Source organism: Bradyrhizobium monzae, from assembly GCF_021458635.1.
GTDB lineage: Bacteria > Pseudomonadota > Alphaproteobacteria > Rhizobiales > Xanthobacteraceae > Bradyrhizobium.
Map to the genome: position 1 here is coordinate 747,286 of NZ_JAIRDQ010000002.1, position 21,983 is coordinate 769,268.

Below are 21,983 nucleotides of genomic sequence, written 5' to 3' on the forward strand. Positions count from 1 at the left end.
GACGCACAGGCTCCGGGCGCCAAGACCACACGACTTCTCCGTCCGCGCACATCTTCGTCTGCATCCCCCACGGCTGGCGTGCGCTCGCCATGAAGGCCATCCGAAGACGCAGTCAGCGCCGTGTCGTGCCACGCGAAGCGCTGCTCACGGTTTCCCGCCCTGCAGTCACCCCTGCGCGCCGACGCCGTCGCGGCCACCGCATCCCTGCCCCGTCTCGTGACGATCGCGAAACGCCCTTGTGGCGGGCGGGATGTTTCGGGTTTTACGCCAAAACGAAATTTCTGTAAATACGAATATCCTGGTGACCGGCGATTGACCCAGCGCTGGCGTATTTTGCCCGTCGGGCAACACAAGGGGTCGTGGCCCATCGGCGGCCGTCCGAACCCCATTTCCGTCAACTTTGACGCCCATGCGAGTGCTGATATTCTTCACGGGGTGGCGCGACGAGCCATGCGGTCAATCATTGAACCAGAACTGTTTGAAGGACGCAGATGAGACGCGCGACGCTCCTGGCTTTCTGCCTCATGTTGGTCGGCGTCGGGCTGCAGGACAGCGCGAGGGCACAGAGTTCGGCCGCGCCACCGGTTTCGCTGACCCCGCCCAAGGCATCGCCACCGCGCGCGGGCACGAAAAATCCGCCGCCTGCGTCCGACAGGATGTCGTCGACACCGGCGACCAGCGGATCTCCACAATTGCCGAATCCTGCTCCCGCCGCCGATTACGATGGCTTCAGCGCCAGTACCGACGACAATGACGCACCAAGCCAGCTGCCGCCGCCTGTGAGGTCGCGCGCGGCGAAAGATTCCGACGCGCAGTCATCGATTGATCAGGAAGACGAGGCGTTGAAGCGAAAACTGACCATTTGTAAAAACTGCAAATAAGCTCCATCCGCGCTACGAGAGCTCGCTGCATAGCTGACTGTCACTTGCTCACGCTTTACCCTCCCGGCATTTCCTGATCCTCTCTCCGTAACGGCCGGAGCAACCGGCCTCGCCAGGGAGAGAGACGCCATGAAGCTCGGCACCGCCATTGCGGAAATCATGCGGCGCGAGGGGATCGAGATCCTCTGCGGCTATCCCGTCAATCATCTGATCGAGCACGCGGCGAAGGCCGAGATCCGTCCCGTGATGGTGCGGCAGGAACGCGTCGGCGTGCACATGGCGGATGCGATCTCACGGGTCACGTCGGGACGCACGATCGGCGCGTTCTGCATGCAGCACGGACCCGGCGCGGAGAACGCGATGGGCGGCGTCGCACAGTGTTTTGGTGAATCCGTGCCCGTGCTGGTGCTGCCGATGGGCTATCAGCGCAGGCTTGCGCATATCGAGCCGAACTTCAATTCCAGCGAGGCGATGAAGCCGTTTTCGAAATCGTCCGAGCCGATCATCCTGGCGGCCGAGGTCACCAATATCTTTCGGCGCGCCTTCACCAAGCTGAAGAACGGCCGCGGCGGGCCGGTGATCGTGGAAATTCCCGCCGACATGTGGAACGAGGAGGTACCGGAACCGCTGAACTACACGCCGGTGCTGCGCACCCGATACGGCGCCGACCCCGTGCATGTGAAGGAAGCGGCCGCCCTGCTGGTCAACGCCAGGCGTCCCTTGATCTATGCCGGCCAGGGCGTGCACTACGCGCAGGCGTGGCCGCAGCTGAAGCGGCTTGCGGAGCGGCTCGCCATTCCCGTCACCACCAGCCTCGGTGGCAAATCGTCATTCCCGGAAACCCATCCGCTCTCGCTCGGCTCCGGCGGGCTTGCGGTGCCGCGCGCGGTGCCGAAATTCCTCGCCGAGGCCGACGTCATCTTCGGCATCGGCTGCTCCTTCACCGAGACCAGCTTTGGCATCGCCATGCCGAAGGGCAAGACCGTCATCCATTCGACGCTCGATCCGAACCATCTCAACAAGGACGTCGAAGCCAAGATCGGCCTCGTCGGCGACGCCGGCCTCGTGCTCGATGCGCTGCTGAAGGAAATCGGCAAGACGGTTACCGCCGATCGCGATGCCTCGGCCGTCGCCGCCGAGATCGCGGCCTCGCACCGGGAGTGGCTGGCGAAATGGATGCCGAAGCTCACCAGCAACGATGCGCCGCTCAATCCCTACCGGGTGCTGTGGGACCTGCAACACACCGTCGATATCGACAACACCATCATCACCCATGATGCCGGCAGCCCGCGCGACCAGCTCTCGCCGTTCTGGAAGGCGGTGACGCCCCTCTCCTATCTTGGCTGGGGCAAGACGACGCAGCTCGGCTACGGCCTCGGGCTGGCCATGGGCGCAAAACTCGCAAAACCCGACAAGCTCTGCATCAATGTCTGGGGCGATGCGGCCATCGGCTTTACGGGCATGGATTTCGAGACCGCGGTGCGCGAGCGCATCCCGATCATGTCGATCCTGCTCAACAATTTCTCGATGGCGATCGAATTAAAGGTGATGCCGATCTCGACCGAGAAATATCGCTCCACCGACATTTCGGGCGACTATGCCGCGATGGCGCGCGCCTTCGGCGGCTACGGCGAACGGGTGACCAAGCCGGAAGACATCATCCCCGCGATCAAGCGCGGCATCCAGAAGACGCAGGAAGGCATCCCTGTGCTGCTGGAGTTCATCACCAGCAAGGAGACCGAGGTGTCGCGACCGGGGACTTGAGGCAGCTGCAGGGCCGCGAGCGCTGGCTCCGGCCGCAGGAGATGTGATAATCCGGCCTGGTGCCGCGCCTGTCGCGGCATTCAGCCGGAATGCAAATGACCACCCTTTCCAACGATGCTGCCGGGATCGACGAGCTCAAGCGGCAATTGCAGTCCGCCACAGCCGAGAATGCGCGGCTGCGCGATCGGCAAAACGCCAGCGCCGAGATCTTGCGCACCATCGCCGCCTCTCCCTCCGATGCCCGGCCGGTCTTCGCGGCGATCGCATCCAGCTCAAAACGCCTGCTCGGCGGCTTCTCCGCCACTGTGCTCCAGTTCATCGGCGATGAGCTGCACCTCGTGGCGTTTACGCCGACCAGCCCGGAAGGCGACGAAGGGCTGAAGGCGTCGTTCCCGCGACGGATCGAGGATTTTCCGACCTTCGCGCTGGTTCGCGGCGGCGAGACGATCCAGTTTCCCGACAGCGAAGCCAGTGACGTGCCGGAGCTGAACCGCGATCTCGCGCGGCTGCGTGGCTTCCGCAGCGTGCTGTTCATGCCGCTGATGAACTGCGGCACGGCGGTCGGCATGATCAGCGTCACGCGCACCGAGACCGGTGCGTTTGCGCCCGACCTCGTGGAACTGCTCCAGACCTTTGCCGACCAGGCGGTGATCGCGATCGAGAATGCTCGGCTGTTCAACGAGACGCGCGAGGCGCTGGAACGCCAGACCGCCACGGCCGACATCTTGAGAGTGATGGCGGCGTCGCCCTCGGACGTGCAGCCGGTGTTCGACGCCATCGCCGCCAATGCCAACCGGCTGATCGGCGGCTTTTCCACCGCCGTGCTGCGCTACATCGACGGCGCGGCGCATCTTGCGGCCTTCACGCCGGGCGATCCGGAAGGCGATCGCGTGCTGCAGGCGTCGTTCCCGGTGCCGTTCGCCCAGTTCCCGGCCTACCAGCTCACCGCTCATGGTGAATCCGCTCAGCTGCCCGACACCGAGCTCGAGCCCGCGGCGCGCGACGTCGCCCGCGCGCGTGGCTTTCGCAGCATGCTGTTCACGCCGCTGATGAGCGAGGGAGAGGCCAAAGGCGTCATCATCGCCACGCGGCGGGCAACCGGCGCGTTCGCCGAGCATCATGTGCGGCTGTTGCAAACCTTCGCCGACCAGGCCGTGATCGCAGTCAAGAATGTCAGCCTGTTCAATGCGACCAGGGAAGCGCTGGAACGGCAGACCGCGACAGCCGACATCCTCAAGGTGATCGCCGCCTCGCCCGCCGACGTTACGCCGGTGTTCCAGGCGATCTCCGACAGCGCCAAGGCGCTGGTCGGCGGCCATTCCTCCACCGTCACCCGCGTCATCGACGGCCTGCTGCATCTGGCGGCGTTCACCACCGACAACGAGGCGGGCAATGCCGAGCTGCTCAGCACGTTCCCGGCGCCGCTGTCGTCGTCAGGCATTCACAGCCGGGTCGCGACCAGCGGCGCATACGCGTTCCGCAGCGACATGCAGAACGAGGCAGACCTGACCGAGGCGATGCGGGAGCTGGCGCGGACGCGCGGCTACCGCAGCATCCTCGTGATCCCGATGCTGCGCGATGGCGTTGCGATCGGCACCATCGGCGTGACACGCCCCGAAGCCGGTCATTTCCCCGACAAGGCAATCAACCTGCTCAAGACCTTTGCCGACCAGGCCGTGATCGCGATCGAGAACACGCGCCTGTTCAACGAGGTGCAGGACCGCACGCGCGAGCTTACCGAATCCCTGGAGCAACAAACCGCGACATCGGAGGTGCTCGCTGTCATCAGCCGATCGAATGGCGATCTCGCGCCGGTCTTCGAGGCGATGCTCGGCAAGGCAATGCAGCTCTGCGGTGCCAGTTTCGGCGTGCTCAATACCTACGATGGCACGCAGTTCCACACAGCCGCGACTTACGGCCTGCCCCCCGCCTACGATGAATTCCGGCGCAAGGCGCCCCTCAACTATGGTCCGGCCACCGCGCCCGCGCGCCTTTTGAGGGGCGAACCGTTCGTCGAAATGGTCGACCTTCTGGAGTCGGACGTCTATCGCAGCGGAGAGCCGAACCGCCGGGCCTTGGTCGATCTCGGCGGCGCGCGCTGTCTGCTCGCCGTGCCGTTGCTCCAGGACGAGCGCGTGGTCGGCAACGTCATGATCTTCAGACAGGAGAACCGGCGCTTCTCGCGGAAGCAGATCACCTTGCTAAGCCAGTTCGCGGCGCAAGCCGTGATCGCCATCGAGAACGCGCGGCTGCTCAGCGAATTGCGTCAGCGCACCGAGAATTTGACCGAGTCGCTGCAACAGCAGACGGCGACTGCCGACGTGCTCAAGGTTATCAGCCGCTCGGCGTTCGACTTGCAGGCCGTGCTCGATACGCTGGTCGAATCGGCGGCGCGACTATGCGAAGCCGATATGGCGGCGATTACCCGCAAGACCGGCAGCACCTATTTTCGGGCTGGCTCCCACGGCTTCCCGGCCAAGTTCGTCGAATATGTAAGAGATCTCCCGGTCCGGCCAGACAGGCGCACCATCACAGGCCGGACTTTGCTCGGCGACAAGGTCGTCCATGTCACCGACGTGCTCGAAGACCCCGATTACTTCTTTGAAGGCCAGGAATTGAGCGGCAATCCGCGCAGCTTCCTCGGTGTGCCCTTGCTGCGCGAAGGCAGCACGGTTGGCGCTATCGTTCTCGCGCGTCGCGCAATCCGGCCGTTCAGCGAAAAGCAGATCGAACTCGTTACCAGCTTCGCCGACCAAGCCGTCATCGCGATCGAGAATGTGCGCCTCTTCGACGAGGTGCAGGCCCGCACCAGCGAGCTCGCCAGGTCGCTCGACGATCTTCGCGCGGCGCAGGACCGGCTGATCCAGACCGAGAAGCTGGCCTCGCTCGGCCAACTCACCGCCGGCATCGCGCACGAGATCAAGAACCCGCTCAACTTCGTCAACAATTTCGCCGCGCTCTCCGCCGAGCTGACGGACGAGCTGAACGAGGTGCTGGGGCCCGTTTCGCTCGGCGACGACATCCGCAACGACGTCGACGAGCTGACCGGGATGCTGAAGGACAATCTGCAGAAGGTCGTGCAACACGGCAAGCGCGCCGATTCCATCGTCAAGAACATGCTGCTGCATTCGCGCGAGGGCGGCGGCGAATACGGCTTGAGCGAGATCAATGCACTGGTCGAGGAGAGCCTCAACCTCGCCTATCATGGCGCACGTGCCGAGAAGCCGCAGTTCGACGTGACGCTGAAGCGCGAGCTCGATCCGGCGGCGGGGTTCGCAAATTTGTTTCCGCAGGAGATCTCGCGGGTGCTGCTGAACCTGATCTCGAACGGGTTTTATGCGGTGGCAAAGCGCCAGGCGGAAAGCAGCGCCGGCACATTCGAGCCGGTGGTGACCGCCACGACCCGCGACCGCGGCGACACTATCGAGATCCGTATCCGCGACAACGGCACCGGCATTCCCGATGACGTGAAGGCAAAAATGTTCAATCCGTTCTTCACGACAAAACCGGCCGGCGAAGGCACTGGCCTCGGACTGTCGATGAGCCACGACATCGTGGTGAAGCAGCACGGCGGCACGATCGAGGTCGCGACGGAGCCGGGCCAGTTCACGGAGTTCACGATCCTGCTGCCGCGGAAGAGCGGCCTTGCGGACGACAAAGGATAACGTCGCCAGGGGGATATCTTGACTGGTCTCGCGCGGTTCATTCGGCGGCAATTGCTTTCGTTGTCAGGCGTCGGTCTCATGCTGGGCGCGCTGTTCTTCGCGGCCGCGCTGACGCCGACGCTGATCCCGCGCAGCTATCTCACGCAAGGGGCGCTGGCCGGCGGCTGCTTTGCGATCGGCTATTTCGCCGGCGTGCTGTGGCGCCGGCTGTGGCACTATCTCGAACTGCCCGAACCTTCAGCGCGCCTGCGATCGAGCGCCAATGCGCTTGCCGCGGCCTTCTGCCTGTTTATCGTCATCCTCTTCCTATGGCGGACCACCGAATGGCAGAATTCGATCCGCACTGTGATGAAGATGACGCCGGTGGAGACCGCGCATCCGCTCAAGGTCTGTGCCATCGCCCTGACCGCGTTCGTGGTGCTACTTGTGCTGGGGCGGCTGTTTGCCCTGATCGCCAGCTTTCTGGCTGCGCGCATACGACGCGTCATTCCGCGAAAGGTCGCGAACGTCATCGGCGTGCTGGTCGCGGGCCTGCTGTTCTGGTCGATCGCCAGCAATGTCCTGATCCGCACCGCCTTCAACGCGCTCGATTCCTCCTTCCGCGAGCTCGATGTCCTGCTCGAGCCCGAACGCCCGCAGCCGACCGCAGCCGATCGGACCGGAAGCCCGGCGTCGCTGGTGAAGTGGAAGGAGCTCGGGCGCATGGGACGCCGGTTCATTGCCTCGGGCCCGACCGCAGCCGAGATCGGTGCCGTGACGGGACGGCCCGCACAGGAGCCGGTGCGCGTCTATGTCGGCCTCGCGGCCCGCGACACGGCGCAGGCACGTGCCAGGCTTGCACTCGATGAGCTCAAGCGCCAGCACGGTTTTGAGCGCAAACTCCTGATCGTCATCACGCCGACAGGCACCGGCTGGATCGATCCGGCCGCGATGGATACCGTCGAATATCTCCATCATGGCGACGTCGCCAGCGTCGCGATGCAGTATTCCTATCTCAACAGCCCGCTGTCGCTGCTGTTTCAGCCCGAATACGGCGCGGAAGCGGCGCGCGCTCTATTTGTGGAAATCTACGGCTACTGGACGACGCTGCCGAAGGACAAGCGGCCAAAGCTGTATCTGCACGGACTCAGTCTCGGCGCCCTGAACTCGGAAAAATCCGCCGAGCTGTTCGAGATGATCGGCGATCCCATCGCGGGTGCACTGTGGAGCGGACCTCCGTTCGAGAGCCGCAACTGGCGCTCGATCACCGACAACCGCAATCCCGGCACGCCGGCGTGGCTGCCGGAATTTCGCGACGGCCGCTTCGTGCGCTTCATGAACCAGAGCGGGCCGACGGTGCCCGCAGATGCGCCCTGGGGCGCGATGCGCGTCGTCTATCTGCAATATGCGAGCGACGCGATCACGTTCTTCGCCTATCGCGACGCCTACCAGCCCCCGGCCTGGATGAATGCGCCGCGCGGGCCTGACGTGTCACCGGAGCTGCGATGGTATCCGATCGTGACGATGCTGCAGCTCGCGCTCGACATGGCGGTAGCGACCGGCACGCCGATGGGCTTCGGTCATGTCTACGCGCCCGAGCATTATGTCGATGCCTGGGTCGCGGTGACCGATGTCGGCGATTGGTCGGCTGAGGCGCTGGCGAAGCTCAAGGAGCGGCTTGCGGCAAAGGCGCGGAAGACGACGACAGGCAATGCCGACGACGATCCCGATCGCGGCGGCTAAGCTCTACTCCGCCATCTCGACGGGCTGCGTGGTGGTGGGACCGGCCAGCGGCCGCTCCTCCATCATAATCAGGCAGAGCGCGGCGGTGGTCATCAACGCGGTCGCAGCCGCAAAGACGTAGCGGAACGCATGCCGCATGTCTTCAGCGGGGATCGCCGGGATGCTGCTCGCGGCGTGATGCTCGCCGGCGAGCGGGATGTCGGCGCCAAGCGCAATCAGCAAAATGGCGGCGAACGCGGCGACGGTGAACGAGGACATCAGCGAGCGGAAGAAGTTCATCGCGCCGGTGATGGTGCCGACCAGCGGACGGGCGACCGAATTCTGCAGCGAGACCACGCAGACCGGGAAAGTCGTGCCGAGACCGAGCGCGAACGCGGCCATCAGCGACAGCAGGGCCCACAGCGGCAGCGTCGTGACCGTGAGGCCGAGCGCGCACAGCGCGGCCCAGGACGTGCCGATGATCGCAACGCGCTTGTAATGCTTGGCGCGCGCCATGGTGCGGCCGGCAACAGCCGCGCCTACGGTCGAGACCGCCGCGAGCGGAATCAGTGCAAGCCCCGCCTCGCTGGCGCTGAGGTGATAGACCGACTCGTAATAGAGCGGCAGTTGCACGGTGAGGCCGGTGATGGCCCCTAGCCCGCAGCCGCCGGCGGTCAGCGCGAACGGCGCGACCGATCCGGTCAGCAGCTTCAACGGCAGGAACGGCTCGTCCGAGCGGCGCGCGTGCCAGACGAAGGTGACCGCGAGCGCAACGGCGCCGCCCACCATCGACAGCACGGTCGGCGACAGCCAGGGATAACGCGTGCCGCCCCAGGTCAGCACCAGCATGAAGACGACGGCGGAGGCCATCAGCAACACGCCACCGAGCCAGTCGACCTTGCGGTGGCGGTGGAACACCGGGATCTTCTTCATCTTCGGCAGCAGCAGTGCGAGCGCCGCGGCTGCGAGCGGCAGGTTGATCCAGAAGATCATCGACCAGTGCAGATGCTCGGCGAACACGCCACCGATGACGGGGCCCAAAATGCCGCCGACCATCCAGACGCTGGAGAAATAGGCCTGGTACTGGCCGCGTTCACGCGGCGAGACGACGTCGGAGATCACGGTCTGCACGACAGGCATGATGCCGCCGCCGCCGAGCCCCTGCAGGCCGCGCGCCAAAATCAGCATCGGCATGCTCGGCGCGATCGCGCACAGCACTGAGCCCGCTATGAACAGGCTGAGCGAGACGATGATCATGACCTTGCGGCCGTAGATGTCGCTCAGCGTCCCGAATACCGGCGCAACCGCGGTCGACGCCAGCAGATAGGCGGTGATGACCCAGGAGAGATTCGAGACGTCCTGGAACTGGCGCCCGATGGTCGGCAGCGCGGTGGCGACGATGGTCTGATCGAGGGCGGCCAAAAACATCGTCAGCATCAGGCTGATGACGATGGTGCGGACCTCGTCCGAGGTCAGCGGTGTCGGCGGCGAGATCGGCGGTGCGTCGCTGACGCTCATGACCTCGCCCGGAAGGCGGGTCAGTTCCTCGGCGAGGTCGTCGGGCAATGTCTGGATGTCGGCAGACTGGCTGCTCTGCCGTGCGAACTGGTTCATTTCGGGCGTGTCAGACGTCTTGCTGCGGCGCAAAGCCGCGAAGGATTCGTTCTATGAAGCCAATCTAGACAGCAAAGTTCTTCTCAGGCAGGCACCGCGGCGCATGGGTGCATCCCGCACCGCGGTCATCCCGAACAATTGATCCGGCGCTGCGGGTAGATCAGTCCTTGGGGCGTCGCTTCAGGCGCGCCCGTTTCGGGATCTGCCCCGGCCATTGCACCAAGTAGTTTTCGAGCTCGTCGTCAGGAACATCGTCCTCGGTGCCCGAGACCCGGCCGCGCACGGAGACGCCGGCCTCGTGCACCGTATTGGGGTCGCCCGAGATCAGCGGGTGCCACCAATAGAGATCGCGGCCCTGGGCGACGAGCCTGTAGCCGCAGCTCGGCGGCAGCCAAGGCAGGGTGCGGACCTTCTCGGGGGTCATGACAACGCAGTCCGGGACGAAGTCGAAGCGATTCGCGTAGTCCTTGCAGCCGCTGGTGCAGGAATCGAGCATCTTGCAGCTGACGTCGGTGAAATAGATCTCGCCGGTATCCTCGTCTTCGAGCTTGCTCAGGCAGCAGCGGCCGCAGCCGTCGCACAGGCTCTCCCATTCGGCCGGCGACATGTCTTCCATCTTCTTGGTTTTCCAGAAGAATCCATCCTGATCTGAAGGTCGTTTCGGAGCTGCGGTCATAGGCCTGATACGATTCCCAAGAGGTGCAGCCAGCGCCATCTAGAGCGCGTGGCCGGTAAGCTGCAAGCAATGCCCGCGCAAGGCCCGTAATGAACCGGGGTTCAATTAGGCCTGTTGTTCAAAATTGCGAGCCTGACCATTGGTTTATAGGCCCCGCTCGGCTAGAAGAACAGCAAGTCCCCACGGACGCGAAACGGGCGCCTTGGGTTTGCCGCAACAATCCCGCAAGACGTCTCGATGCCGCCCCGGCCGGGTGCTTGAACGCTTTCGAAGCGAGCCTCAAGGGTTCTAGGTGGTCCAGAACACACCATCCAACTGGAAGAGTCGGATCAGGAACTTCTTCCTGGACCTCGATGCGCGCATCGACTCCTCGCTGTTCTCCTCGGCCAAGGGCATCCGCGAGCTCTACGAGCGTTACTCAACCTTCATGGACCGCTTCTATGTCGGGCGGTGGAAGCGCTGGGTGTTCATCGAGCCGCTGTCGGAAGCCGCAACCCTCGGCCTCGGCGGCATGGTGCTGATGCTGATCCTCGCCATCCCCGCCTTCCGTGAGACCGCGGACGAGGACTGGCTGAAGAAGTCCGACCTCGCGGTGACGTTCCTCGACCGCTACGGCAATCCGATCGGCAGCCGCGGCATCAAGCACAACGACTCGATCCCGCTGGAAGATTTTCCGGATGTCCTGATCAAGGCGACACTCGCGACCGAAGACCGCCGCTTCTATGAGCATTTCGGCATCGACATCGCCGGCACCGCGCGCGCGCTGGTCACCAACGCCCAGGCCGGCGGCGTCCGCCAGGGCGGCTCCTCGATCACGCAGCAGCTCGCCAAGAATTTGTTCCTGAGCAACGAGCGCACCATCGAGCGCAAGATCAACGAGGCCTTCCTCGCGGTCTGGCTGGAATGGCGCCTGACCAAGAACGAGATCCTCAAGCTCTATCTCGACCGCGCCTATATGGGCGGCGGCACGTTCGGCGTCGATGGCGCCGCGCATTTCTATTTCAACAAGTCGGCGCGCGACGTCACGCTGGCCGAGGCCGCGATGCTCGCCGGTCTGTTCAAGGCGCCCACGAAATACGCCCCCCACATCAACCTGCCCGCCGCGCGCGCCCGCGCCAACGTTGTGCTCGACAATCTCGTCGATGCCGGCTTCATGACCGAGGGCCAGGTGTTCGGCGCCCGCCGCAACCCCGCCTTCGCGGTCGACCGCCGCGACGAGGCGTCGCCAAACTACTATCTCGACTATGCCTTCGACGAAATGCGCAAGCTGGTCGACACCTTCCCGAAATCCTACACGGAGCGCGTCTTCGTGGTCCGCACCGCGATCGACATGAACGTACAGAAGGGTGCGGAGGACGCGATCGAGAACCAGCTGCGCCAGTTCGGCCGCGACTATCACGCGACCCAGGCCGCAACCGTCGTCTCCGATCTCGACGGCGGCATCCGCGCCATGGTCGGCGGCCGCGATTACGGCGCGAGCCAGTTCAACCGCGCCACCGACGCCTATCGCCAGCCCGGCTCGTCGTTCAAGCCTTACGTCTACACCACGGCCCTCCTCAACGGCTTCACGCCGAACTCGATCGTGGTCGACGGCCCGGTCTGCATCGGCAATTGGTGTCCGCAGAACTATGGCCATTCCTATTCCGGCGCGGTGACGCTGACGCAGGCGATCACGCGCTCGATCAACGTGGTGCCGGTCAAGCTGTCGATCGCGATCGGCCAGAAGGAACAGCCGAAGGCGCCCAACCCGGCCAAGATCGGCCGCGCCAAGATCGTCGAGGTCGCGCGCCGCTTCGGCCTCAAGGCGCCCCTGCCCGACACGCCGTCGCTGCCGATCGGCTCGGACGAAGTCACCGTGCTCGAACACGCCGTGGCGTATGCGACCTTCCCCAACCGCGGCAAGTCGGTGACGCCGCATTCCGTGCTGGAGGTGCGCACCGGCGCCGGCGATCTGGTCTGGCGCTGGGACCGCGACGGCCCGAAGCCGAAGCAGGCCATTCCGCCGAACATCGCCGCCGACATGGCCGGCATGATGAGCCACGTCGTCAGCGAAGGCACCGCGCGCCGCGCGGCGCTCGACGGCATTCCGACCGCCGGCAAGACCGGCACGACGAATGCATATCGCGACGCCTGGTTCGTCGGCTACACCGGCAATTTCACCTGCGCGGTCTGGTACGGCAATGACGACTATTCGCCGACCAACCGCATGACCGGCGGCTCGCTGCCGGCGCAGACCTGGCACGACATCATGGTCGCGGCGCATCAGGGCGTCGAGGTCCGCGAAATTCCCGGCGTCGGCATGGGCCAGAAGCTGCCGCGCGAGCAGGTCGCGAATGCGCAGGCCAATGCGGCGCCGAAAGTGCTGGAGACCAAGCCCGGTCCGCCGCCGGTGCTGACCAAGCGCGGCGCCGACATCCTGGTGCGCGTCGAGAAGCTGCTCGACGACGCGGCCAAGACTGCGAACAAATCGACGGCCAACGACAGCCAGCCGGCCAAGCCGGCGGCAGCGAGCGCGCTCGCCTTCCCGCAGAACTATGCGGCGGAGGACAACGCGAACGCATCCACCCCGCGCAAGAACTGACCTGATCCCGTGCGGCTGATCCTGATCACATTGACGGCCCTTCTGCTCGCGACCGTGGTCGGCCTGGGCGCGACCTGGATGACGACGACGCGCGGCACCGAGATCGGCGCACTGACCATCGGCCCCTGGACCGCCCGCCCCCGCACCGGCACCGCCGACGTCGATCCCTATTCGCGCGCCACCATCGTGCGCAACGGCGAGCTGCCGATCGGCACCGGCGACGGCGTCGCCTTCACCGCGACCGCCGACGGCAAGAAGAAGGCGCTCGACGGCCGCTGCGACGTCGTCGTCTCCGGCGTGACGCCGCCGGCGCGGTTCTGGACGCTGACGCTGTACGACCGCAAGGGTCATCTCGTCGCCAACTCGCTGCAGCGCTACGGCTTCACCAGCCAGGAGATCATCCGCCAGTCCGACGGCTCGTTCGAGATCCACATCGCCGCGCGCTCGCGCGCCGGCAACTGGCTGCCGACCGGCGGCATCGAGCGCTACGCGCTGATGTTCCGCCTCTACGACACGCCGGTCGGGGTTGCGACGCGCACCCAGCGTGACGCGCCGATGCCCACCATCTCGACGGTGGGCTGCTCATGATCCGGCTGCTGTTCACGATACTTGCCGGCGTGGTGCTGGGCCTCGTGGTCCATCTCGTCAGCGTGCTGGCCTTGCCGCGCATCGCAACGCAGGACGCCTATTCGCGGCTGACGCCGATGACGAAGCTCAACGGCGTCACGCAGCTTCCGCTCGCCGATCCCAACACCTCGCCGATGCCGTTCATGGATCCGGCCTTTGCACTGGCGATCTGCCGCTACGATCTTTCGGGCGGACCGATCAAGCTCACCGTGCCGGTGAGCCAGGCCTATACCTCGGTGTCGTTCTATACCCGCAACGAGATCGCCTATTACGCCATCAACGACCGCTCGGCCGGCAAGAAGGTCATCGAGCTCGACCTGATGACGCAGGCCCAGCACGACGCCCTGCCCGAGGACGAAGAGATCACGGCGGCCGACCGCCTGATCATTGACTCCCCGAGCGCCACCGGCCTGATCGTGATGAAGGCGCTGGCCGCCGAGCCCGGCCTGATGCCGCAGGCGCAGGCCACGCTGGCGGCCGCGAGTTGCGGACCACAGACCGAAGCGCCGGCGAAGGCCGAAGCGCCGCGCGGCCGGCGCTGAAGCGCGGCCGTTTCGACGAGCCGCAAGATCAGGAGCGCGAAAACAACCCCATGCACAGTAGCCGGAGTCTTGAAATCGTTCGCTTAAGCGCAGCAGCCAACCCGATCAGCGGAATCATCGTTCTCGCCGCCTCGTCCGCCGCCCCCGGACCGGTTTGACACGTCGGGCAAAACACTGGCAAACTGGCATCATCGAAAAGTTCGTAAACACCCGCGCGGAGAAATCCGTCGCGGGTTTTTCATGCCTGGCAGCACCGGCAGCCAGCGCACGTCAAACGTCACCTCTGCGCGGCGGGCGAGCCAATGGGAGAGCTCCGGGCGCTTCGATCGATTCTTCCACCGACTGGATGTCGGCGTCGCCCCGGCTGGCTTCGACCGCGGCTTCCGGTGCGGTCAAGGATACCGGCTGAGATGCAAGGCCCGCAGCGTGGGCGGAGTTTCGGGACATGTGATCAAACAAGTCCGCCCAACCCTGCTCCCTCGCGCGCGCCGCCCCCCTCCTGCGCGCCTCGCACTCGCGACGCCTCATCCGCTCTTTCCGCTGCTTGTGGAGTGCGCAAACAAGTTTGAACGGATTGCCCATCATCATCATATCGTCCACCTCAAATACGGCAGCTCTCGGCCAGCGGCGCCGGGCCATCCATGGCATCCTCCCTGGATCTTGCTTCGCACATTCCTTTGCGAAAATTTGCCTTTGCGAAAATTTGAACCCGCAACAACCACCTTTGTTCCCGCGCCAGCTTTACGCGAGCAAGTCGGGAGTTGGAGAGCGGTATACACCTTCGTCGCGGCGCTTAAGATCCGGATCATGCTCTAACGCTCCTCGGTCGGATGCACCCATTTGTACGGCGTGATGCTCCGCGTTTCCGTCAGCTTGATCATGTGGACCGGCGGTGCGGATCGTCCCTTCCGGCATGACCGGCACTTCAGCGACGCTTCCAGCTTCCAGATCGACGTATCGCGCGGACGGCGGATCGCATCGAGCGGCAGGCTCGCGCGCGCCTTGCACCTGTTGCACTCGACCTCGAGCCAGCCCATGCCGCCGTTGAGGCATTGCGCGATGGTCGGCGACGGCTGCGAGGGACCACCGTAACCTTCCATGCGGACCGACCAGGCCTCGGCCTCCGCACGATCGGCCTCGCGCACGGCCTTCCGGGCTTCCTCGCGGGCGTGCTTGGCGGAAATCTCCGCGCCCATGATCCGCCCACTCCAGATGACCTCGCGTGATTTGGTACCCATGCCGGCATCAAAGCGATGCGGACGCGCGTTGGCAAATTATCGATGGCTAGTAGGCCTGATCCGCAATTCGACACTGCGGGTCGTGGGTGTGGACAATCCGACGGTACAGGCTACGCGGCGAAGCGGCGCGCTAGAATTGAAACGGCGTGACTGAGACGGAGAGTTTGCCTGGCAAGCTCCCTGATCCAGTCAGCGTCATATCCACGATCGGCAAGTGCAAAGTTCGTTGTGGGCTTCTCAGTCGCCAGGAAAGGGAGGTCACAGGCGTTACATTCGTTCTGGAACGTGTTCGGGCGAACTACTCGGGATAAGACTCCATGCCCTCCCGCGTCGGCTTCTCGAAAAGAATAAACAGCAGAGGATTGCCGGGCTCAGATGTCACGTCAGTACGCAGTGCAAAGACCTCCCCCGTGACGCTGCTCATGTATTCGGCAACAATCTCGCCAAAGCTGTTGCGCTGTACAGCGACCTTCTGCCCAGGGTTGACCCTGTCGTGAAGCTTAACCAGAGGCTCGACGAAGCCGGCTTCGGTCGCAATAATCGGGAAGCCACTGTTGCCAATGAAAACAGTCACGTCCTTGCCGGTTTTGCCCATCGGGCCGGATACGATACCGTGGTGTTTGAGTACGTTCATCGTACCCCCAACGAACAGATCGATCATATCAGGAGTGAGTACCCGACCGGGGCCGATCTCTGAGCAGAACGCCGGAATGCCCACGTCGATCAGAGCGTTATGGAGAACAACCGGATACACCGGATTATTGAAGATCTGGGTAACGGGAAAGAGTTCCAGCATCGCCTTGACCTCCGGAATATTCATATCGCCGAGATTGAAGGCACTGGCACTAAAGCCGGTTGCTCCGGTGTGGAAATCGATGGCGAAGTCGGCGTTCGGCCGCAGCAGACGATTGAACAGCAACCCCGCATGTCGGCTGGTCGGGGTGGGGCCGTTTTCGTCTCCCGGCCATACTCGGTTCATGTCTATGAGGTCGGCACCCAACCCCACGTTGGGCCATCGCCGCTGCATGCTTTCCAAGGCGGGGCGAGACACATCGGTGACCGCCATCACCGTGCCCGACATACTTTTGGGGTCGAGCTGGTTCATCACGGTCATGACCGTATGGATCGAGCTCATCTCGTCGCCGTGCACACCACTGATCAGAAGGGCGCGCTTGCCTGGCCTTACCCCCTTCGCGACCACCACCGACACATTCCAGTGTTTGCCCGTAGGCATCTGCACGCCCTGAAAATAGAAGAGATGCTTCTGCCCGGGCTCAAGGTCGTTGACGTCCAGCGCGCTGATGACCTTCTTCCCCTGGATCACATCGCCGGTATAGACGGTTCCCCCCGACGCAGCCGGCGCTTCGCCAGCAGCGTTAGCGTTGACAGCGAAGGCGGCCGAGGCTCCAGCGGTGGCGATAGATGCAATCAAGAAGTTGCGGCGATCGAGACCTTTTTCGGAATTGTCCGGCATGGTGTCAATTCTCCTTTTTTATGATGGTACGATCAGAGAATGAAACGCATAATGGTCGCGACATCCGCGACTGCAGCGCACCGAGTCTGCTACTGATCTCATCAGGGTGCAAGATTGTTGCGCCGAGTAGTTGCCGCATCGACCTCCAGGGCCGGTGACGCGATTTTCATCCTGCCCGTTCACGCGGCTCAATCGTCCTTGGTCAAGTCTCTCACTGGTCCATAACGACATTTGCTGCGGTTGTGGACAGCGGCGCAAAGCCCCATCGCGGATGGCCGGGTTGGGGCGTACCGATCATGACATTCCAATCGGCACCGACTTGTTTGGTTCCGCTATCGCAGCTTGCCGAGCCAGAGCGCCGTGAGCGCCGCGCGATTGCGTACGCCGAACTTGGCGTAGATCGACTTGACATGGAAGTGCGTGGTGTTCGGACTCTGCCCGAGCGTCTGCGCGATCTCCTTTTCGGTGCGCCCGTCGAGCAATGCGAGCAACACCCTGCGTTCAGCGGGTGTCAGGGCCGCGTTGGCGATGAGCAGGCCGTGGCTGAGCAGTTGTTGACGGTGAAACCATCTCAAGGCGCGCATCACGAAGCCGAGACGCTGGCCGTCCTGCGCAGTGAAGCGGGGTGCCTGCGCATCGCGGAATACGAACAGGCGAATCCGCAAATCGTCATTGAGCGCAATTCGCACGGAAATGCTGTCGGCGAAGCCGACGTCCAAATAGTGCCGCCGATAGTGTTCGCCCTCGAACCATTCCGGCGGTAACGTTTCGAACAGCAGACGGACGCGGAACGGTTCATCGCCCGACATGGACAAGATCTGAGACAGGTCGACGTTGTCGGACCAAAGCTTATCGTATTGCTTCTGCACGGATGCAGCCACCGCCGGTATTGGGTCCAGCACCCGGACGAGGCGCGGACGCCAGCCGAGCAAGGGATCCGCACGCTTCGGTGAAGGCAATCGCACGAGCACGCCCCATAGCACGTTGCGTGCCGACAACATGGTCCCTAGTGAGGCCAGCAGGTGTGTCAGTGCGGCGTCGCTGTCGCCGACGGAGAACTCGGCCAGCCGATCCCAGAGTGCATAGACTTCTTGATTTTGCGGATCGATGGGATCCGTGGATGGATGCATGTCATTCCCAACGCGTGTGCAGAGGCTACCGACCTCAGAAGTCCCCCGCCGACCTGCGCGGGCATACATAAAGGACAGCGAACCACCTTTCTAGGTAGTAGTCAGACCCGTCAAGTGGCGCGATATTCGGCAGGGGGTGCTGGGAAGACGGGTCCTCTCGCGACCCGGCGACCGGTGAGGCCCCTCCTTCAAGCGAGGGTGCCGTGATCGGTTTGGATGGCGTTTCCGCCCAGGCATTGTCCGACGTGATCGGCGCGGTCTACGACTGCGCGCTCAACCCACAGCTCTGGGCGGCCACCTGCCGCAAGATCGCCGATCTCTGCGAGAGCACGGCGGGCGGCATTTGCGTGCACGACATGCGGCATGTGCAGAACGACCAGCTGTTCGTGTTCGGTTACGAGCAGACCTTCCTGGAAAAGCTCGGCACGAATTACGCCCAAACGCCGATGGCCGCGGCCGACGTCGTCGCGGACGTCGGCCAGGTCAACGCGCTGTCGATGAACGATCCCGACGAGCTGCTCGAAAGCCGGTTCTACCGGGAAGTTCTCCAGCCCTACGGACTTCAGGACATCATCTGGTTTCCGGCCTTGCGGACCGGTGCCCGCATGGCCTCGATGCATGCCTCCCGCACCGAGAAGGCGCCGCGCTATCAGCAGCTCGATGTCAATCTGTTCAAACTGCTGTCTCCGCATGTCTGCCGCACGCTGACCATCTCCGATGCACTCGATCTCAGAACTTTGAGATCGGAAATCCTGGAGAAGACGTTCGACATGTTGGCCGTTGGCGTATTCCTCACGTCCCGTGACGGTCGCGTTGTCTACATGAACGAAGTTGCCGAGCGCCAGATCAAGACCGGCAACGCCGTTCGCATCGTAGGCAACCGGATCTTTCCGGTCGATTTGGCGGCGCGCGCCGCTCTCGCCAAGGCGATCGACGAAGCGTCCGGCATTGACGCGGATTTGAGCGGACAGTCGCTGGCCATCCCCGATATCGACGGCGCCGGCTACATCGCAACGCTGCTGCCCGTGGATCGCGGCCAGCGCAGCGGAATTCTCGCCCCGTTTGCCGCATCCGTCGCCGTCTTCATGAAGGATCCGGCCGAAGCACCGATGATGCCCGGCGAGGCCTTTGCCAGGCTCTACAAGCTGACCGGAGGCGAGCTCCGCGTGCTGATGACGCTTGCCCAGGGCCTCGGCGCCAAGGAAACGGCCGACATGCTCGGCATCGGTGAACCGACGGTACGCTCACACTTGCAGCGAATCTTTTCCAAGACGAATACGACTCGGCAGGCCGATCTGTTGCGCCTGCTCCAGAGCTCCACGCCACCGCTTTTGTCGGCACAAAGCGCGGTCGGTTAATCCATCATCCGAGAAACGGCCAGATCGTCACGACATGCCCGCGCAAGCTGCTGGCGCGGCGCTGCGCATTGCCCGGCGAGAGACTTCAGACATGAAAATCCGTGCCGCAGCAGCCGCGCCTCATTGGTTCCGATGATGCGGCAATGCGGGAAGACTGGTGTTGTCGCGTCACGACAACAGGAGAATGACGATGACCAAGACGACAGGCCGGCGCCGCCTCGAGACGCCCGACGACCGAGCGGACTCCAGGCGATGGCAGCTCGTATCCTCCTTCTTTCTGGTCGGGCTGGTCGTCCTGGCGATCTTCACACAGAAGCAGCTCCCCGATGACCCAATCCGTCCCACTGGCCCGCTGCCGGCGGTCGACATTCCCTGAGCGAGGCACGTTGGCGCATCGTTTGCATCAATCTGATTCTTATTTGCATTGGACGTTTCATGATTCAGACCGCGAGCGATCAAGCATTTCTGCTCATTTCGATTTCAGTTTGCCTCGGCGCCTGTTTCGTCCGGGCGTTCCGGGAATTCGAGGAGGCTCGCCGGGGATGGCAGCAAAACCGCGAGTTCATGCACGAAGCGCGACGCTCCGTGAAGCCCGGCCACTAGGCGACCTCCGGAGATCATCATGCGAGCCCTCGCTGCTGCCGCCCTCGCGAACGCTTTCGTTCGCATATTCCCTGCCTCGTCGCTGCGGGCAAGATTTCTGAAGCAGCTCGCGATGTTCTGCGGCGCCATCCTGTTCGTGTGGCTGTTGACGCTGACTTGCGGGCTCGATCTGAGCGCCGGCCTGTTCTGACCGATCGGGTTCGAACATGAGCATCATGCGGTATTCTTCCGAGGCCGCCTCTCCCGTTTCAGACCGTGGCGTCGAACCGAAGGCGCGAGGCCTTGTCGCTTTCATCATGTCCGCGCTGCATGCGTCGCGACGCCGCCAGGCGCGTCGCGTCATGCGCCAGTACGAGCACCTGCTCACAAGCAAACCCAAACCGAATTCCGGAGAACGCGAATGGTCGTTACGAACGGGGCGGCACGAACGGGATTGACGACCCGATCCCGGGCCCAGGACGAGATGGGCTGGCTTCTGGCAGTCGCCGCCGCGTTTCTCCTCGTGCACGTCGTCGCCTGGAACATCTGCGGACGTGCTTCGGGATCTGAGCCCGCGAAATCCTCGCCTGAGACGATCTGCCTGTCGTGCGATTAGTTGAACGGGCAAAACAGCAACACGTTGCCACGGTGACAGTTCATTTGCGTCGCCAATCGGAGGATTTGGGCCATGGCGCTGCCGCGCTTGCGCGCCGCCGCTATCCGAGCAAACCCTTCAGGCCGGCATAGATGGAGCCCACGGCCGTCGCGGCGACCCCGACCAGCGGGCCGACGGTCTGCATCAGGTCCTGAATCAAACGGGCGCGGCGGCGGAGCTGCTCCTCCCCAACATGCTGCCCGAGCAGGCGCGCCATCCTGAAGGCGAAAGCGTTGGGTTTCCCGCCCTGGCCCAAAACGCGCGGCAAGACCTGGAAGATGACGACTCCCAATATGTTTCCGGAAACGAAGGCGAGCAGGATGCTCGCACCGTATTCGAACACTTCGCGCCACTCGATCCACACCGTCGGAAGGATCGGAACGCCATCGTGGATGCCGGTGACCGTCAGCATTGCCTGGATGCTGACGCTGGCGAGCAGCAACGCCAGCACGAACGCCCCCAATGCCGAGACCCGATGCAGAGGATAGGCAGCGAACCCGAACAGCAGCGGGACAACGATCGAGGCGATCCGGAGCGGGATTGGAGAGAGGTTGAAGGTGATGGTGACCAGGAAATGGGTGATCGTCAGCAGGACGGCCGGAATGAACACGTAGAGAAGGACATGCGTCCCGAAATAGCGCAGCGGATTCTTGTGCCGCTCGAGCCGGACATTGACCCGGTCGAGGTCGCGCCTGAGCTTGTCGAGATCGGCAACGATCTCTTCGATCTCGATGAGCGTCGGCCGCACCACACGCAAGTCGCGCGAGCAGTGCTTGCACGCGATGGCTTCGTCCTTGATCGTCTCGGCGCAGAACGGACACTCCATCGTCAGCGCGACTTCCTGCGTTGCATGATGGCTTCGACCTCGTTTCTGGCCCGCGTCAGCTCATCGCGCAGCTGGTCCCGCTTGCGCAGGAGATCGTCGCGCTCCGCAATCAGCGTCGCGGGCACGGCGATGTCGCGCGCACAGGATGCGCACACCAGCGCGTGATCCGCACTCTCGGCCTGGCAGTAAGGACACATCACCTGGGTGCGACCTTGAGGGTAAAAACGGCCGTGCCAGGCCGCCCATCGCTGTCCTTGACGTCGACCCGCACGGTGTAATCGCCCGGCGGCAGTTCGGCGTCCTGTATGTTGATGCCGTCGGCCTGGATAAACGGTTTGACTCGCGCCGTCAGATCGACGTTCGGCGTCCTCAGAAACATCACCTTGACCGAATCCGGATCAATCTTGGCTCCGCCAAAGGAATCGAACTTCAAGACCAGGTGCAATGGCGAGCTGACCGAGTCACTCGGCGAAACAAATTCGACCTTCGGTCCGCGCAAGATGCCGCGTCGATCGGCAGCGACCGCGCCCTTCGGGGGCGGCAACTTCGCTTCCTCTTCCGTGATCAATTGTGTTGCCGCTCTCGCAGCTCCCGAAAACAGGAGGCCTGCCGCGATCAGCGCCGGCAAGAAATTCCGCTTCATTTCAATTCCACCCCTCCTCACCTGCC

General features: G+C 63.7%; 19 protein-coding genes. 11 read left to right on the forward strand and 8 right to left on the reverse strand.

The features are described 5' to 3' along the window. The first annotated feature begins 491 nt into the window (after positions 1–491). The 4 genes from K3F49_RS12565 (at position 492) to K3F49_RS12580 (ending at position 8,032) form a co-directional block, all read left to right on the forward strand. Positions 492–881 carry a hypothetical protein gene (locus tag K3F49_RS12565; RefSeq protein WP_234681225.1) on the forward strand — a complete coding sequence of 130 codons (390 nt, stop codon included), beginning with the start codon at positions 492–494 and terminating at the stop codon, positions 879–881. Positions 882–914: 33 nt separating this feature from the next. Continuing rightward, positions 915–2,645, forward strand: coding sequence for a thiamine pyrophosphate-requiring protein (locus K3F49_RS12570; RefSeq protein WP_276575379.1), 1,731 nt, complete (start codon positions 915–917; stop codon positions 2,643–2,645). Between the two features lie 95 nt (positions 2,646–2,740). Next, positions 2,741–6,310 (forward strand): GAF domain-containing protein, encoded by a 3,570-nt coding sequence (locus tag K3F49_RS12575; protein ID WP_234681227.1) that lies wholly within the window; start codon positions 2,741–2,743, stop codon positions 6,308–6,310. Between the two features lie 78 nt (positions 6,311–6,388). Next, positions 6,389–8,032, forward strand: coding sequence for an alpha/beta hydrolase (locus K3F49_RS12580; RefSeq protein ID WP_234681437.1), 1,644 nt, complete (start codon positions 6,389–6,391; stop codon positions 8,030–8,032). A gap of 3 nt (positions 8,033–8,035) precedes the next feature. Here the strand turns inward: K3F49_RS12580 and K3F49_RS12585 are convergent, their stop codons facing one another. Both K3F49_RS12585 and K3F49_RS12590 read right to left on the reverse strand, forming a co-directional pair. Further along, the gene (locus tag K3F49_RS12585) at positions 8,036–9,625 is read right to left on the reverse strand and encodes an MDR family MFS transporter (RefSeq protein WP_234681228.1); all 1,590 of its coding nucleotides are present in this window, start codon (positions 9,623–9,625) and stop codon (positions 8,036–8,038) included. A 160-nt stretch (positions 9,626–9,785) separates the two neighbouring features. Next, the gene (locus K3F49_RS12590) at positions 9,786–10,301 is read right to left on the reverse strand and encodes a YcgN family cysteine cluster protein (protein ID WP_234681229.1); all 516 of its coding nucleotides are present in this window, start codon (positions 10,299–10,301) and stop codon (positions 9,786–9,788) included. A gap of 292 nt (positions 10,302–10,593) precedes the next feature. On the opposite strand from K3F49_RS12590, the gene K3F49_RS12595 reads away from it, so the two are divergent. Genes K3F49_RS12595 through K3F49_RS12605 form a run of 3 tightly spaced genes read left to right on the forward strand, consistent with a single transcriptional unit; the run spans position 10,594 to position 14,051 of the window. After that, positions 10,594–12,882: a transglycosylase domain-containing protein gene (locus K3F49_RS12595; RefSeq protein ID WP_234681230.1), complete on the forward strand. Its 2,289-nt coding sequence runs from the start codon at positions 10,594–10,596 to the stop codon at positions 12,880–12,882. Positions 12,883–12,891: 9 nt separating this feature from the next. Further along, positions 12,892–13,470, forward strand: coding sequence for a DUF1214 domain-containing protein (locus tag K3F49_RS12600; protein ID WP_234681231.1), 579 nt, complete (start codon positions 12,892–12,894; stop codon positions 13,468–13,470). Beyond that, positions 13,467–14,051, forward strand: coding sequence for a DUF1254 domain-containing protein (locus tag K3F49_RS12605; RefSeq protein WP_234681232.1), 585 nt, complete (start codon positions 13,467–13,469; stop codon positions 14,049–14,051). Before K3F49_RS12600 ends, K3F49_RS12605 begins: the two co-directional genes overlap by 4 nt. Before the next feature lie 812 nt (positions 14,052–14,863). On the opposite strand, the gene K3F49_RS12610 is transcribed toward K3F49_RS12605, so the two are convergent. The 3 genes from K3F49_RS12610 to K3F49_RS12620 form a co-directional block, all read right to left on the reverse strand. Further along, complete coding sequence (locus K3F49_RS12610; protein ID WP_234681233.1) at positions 14,864–15,289, reverse strand: hypothetical protein; 426 nt, start codon at positions 15,287–15,289, stop codon at positions 14,864–14,866. A 298-nt stretch (positions 15,290–15,587) separates the two neighbouring features. Beyond that, positions 15,588–16,763, reverse strand: a complete 1,176-nt coding sequence (locus K3F49_RS12615; RefSeq protein WP_234681234.1) for a M14 family metallopeptidase — start codon at positions 16,761–16,763, stop codon at positions 15,588–15,590. Between the two features lie 332 nt (positions 16,764–17,095). Further along, positions 17,096–17,962, reverse strand: a complete 867-nt coding sequence (locus K3F49_RS12620) for a response regulator transcription factor (RefSeq protein WP_234681235.1) — start codon at positions 17,960–17,962, stop codon at positions 17,096–17,098. 134 nt (positions 17,963–18,096) lie between these two features. On the opposite strand from K3F49_RS12620, the gene K3F49_RS12625 reads away from it, so the two are divergent. From K3F49_RS12625 to K3F49_RS12640, 4 genes are all read left to right on the forward strand, one after another. Further along, complete coding sequence (locus tag K3F49_RS12625) at positions 18,097–19,251, forward strand: helix-turn-helix transcriptional regulator (RefSeq protein ID WP_234681236.1); 1,155 nt, start codon at positions 18,097–18,099, stop codon at positions 19,249–19,251. A gap of 190 nt (positions 19,252–19,441) precedes the next feature. Beyond that, on the forward strand, positions 19,442–19,627 hold the full coding sequence (locus tag K3F49_RS12630) for a hypothetical protein (RefSeq protein ID WP_234681237.1): 186 nt from the start codon (positions 19,442–19,444) through the stop codon (positions 19,625–19,627). Positions 19,628–19,686: 59 nt separating this feature from the next. Then, on the forward strand, positions 19,687–19,854 hold the full coding sequence (locus tag K3F49_RS12635; protein ID WP_234681238.1) for a hypothetical protein: 168 nt from the start codon (positions 19,687–19,689) through the stop codon (positions 19,852–19,854). 19 nt (positions 19,855–19,873) lie between these two features. After that, positions 19,874–20,044 carry a response regulator gene (locus K3F49_RS12640; protein WP_234681239.1) on the forward strand — a complete coding sequence of 57 codons (171 nt, stop codon included), beginning with the start codon at positions 19,874–19,876 and terminating at the stop codon, positions 20,042–20,044. A 505-nt stretch (positions 20,045–20,549) separates the two neighbouring features. Here the strand turns inward: K3F49_RS12640 and K3F49_RS12645 are convergent. Genes K3F49_RS12645 through K3F49_RS12655 form a run of 3 tightly spaced genes read right to left on the reverse strand, consistent with a single transcriptional unit; the run spans position 20,550 to position 21,957 of the window. After that, entirely contained in the window at positions 20,550–21,314 is a 765-nt protein-coding gene (locus K3F49_RS12645) for a hypothetical protein (RefSeq protein ID WP_234681240.1), read from the reverse strand. A gap of 2 nt (positions 21,315–21,316) precedes the next feature. Then, positions 21,317–21,469, reverse strand: a complete 153-nt coding sequence (locus tag K3F49_RS12650; protein ID WP_234681241.1) for a hypothetical protein — start codon at positions 21,467–21,469, stop codon at positions 21,317–21,319. 41 nt (positions 21,470–21,510) lie between these two features. Next, complete coding sequence (locus tag K3F49_RS12655) at positions 21,511–21,957, reverse strand: hypothetical protein (protein WP_452100959.1); 447 nt, start codon at positions 21,955–21,957, stop codon at positions 21,511–21,513. Positions 21,958–21,983: the final 26 nt, after the last annotated feature.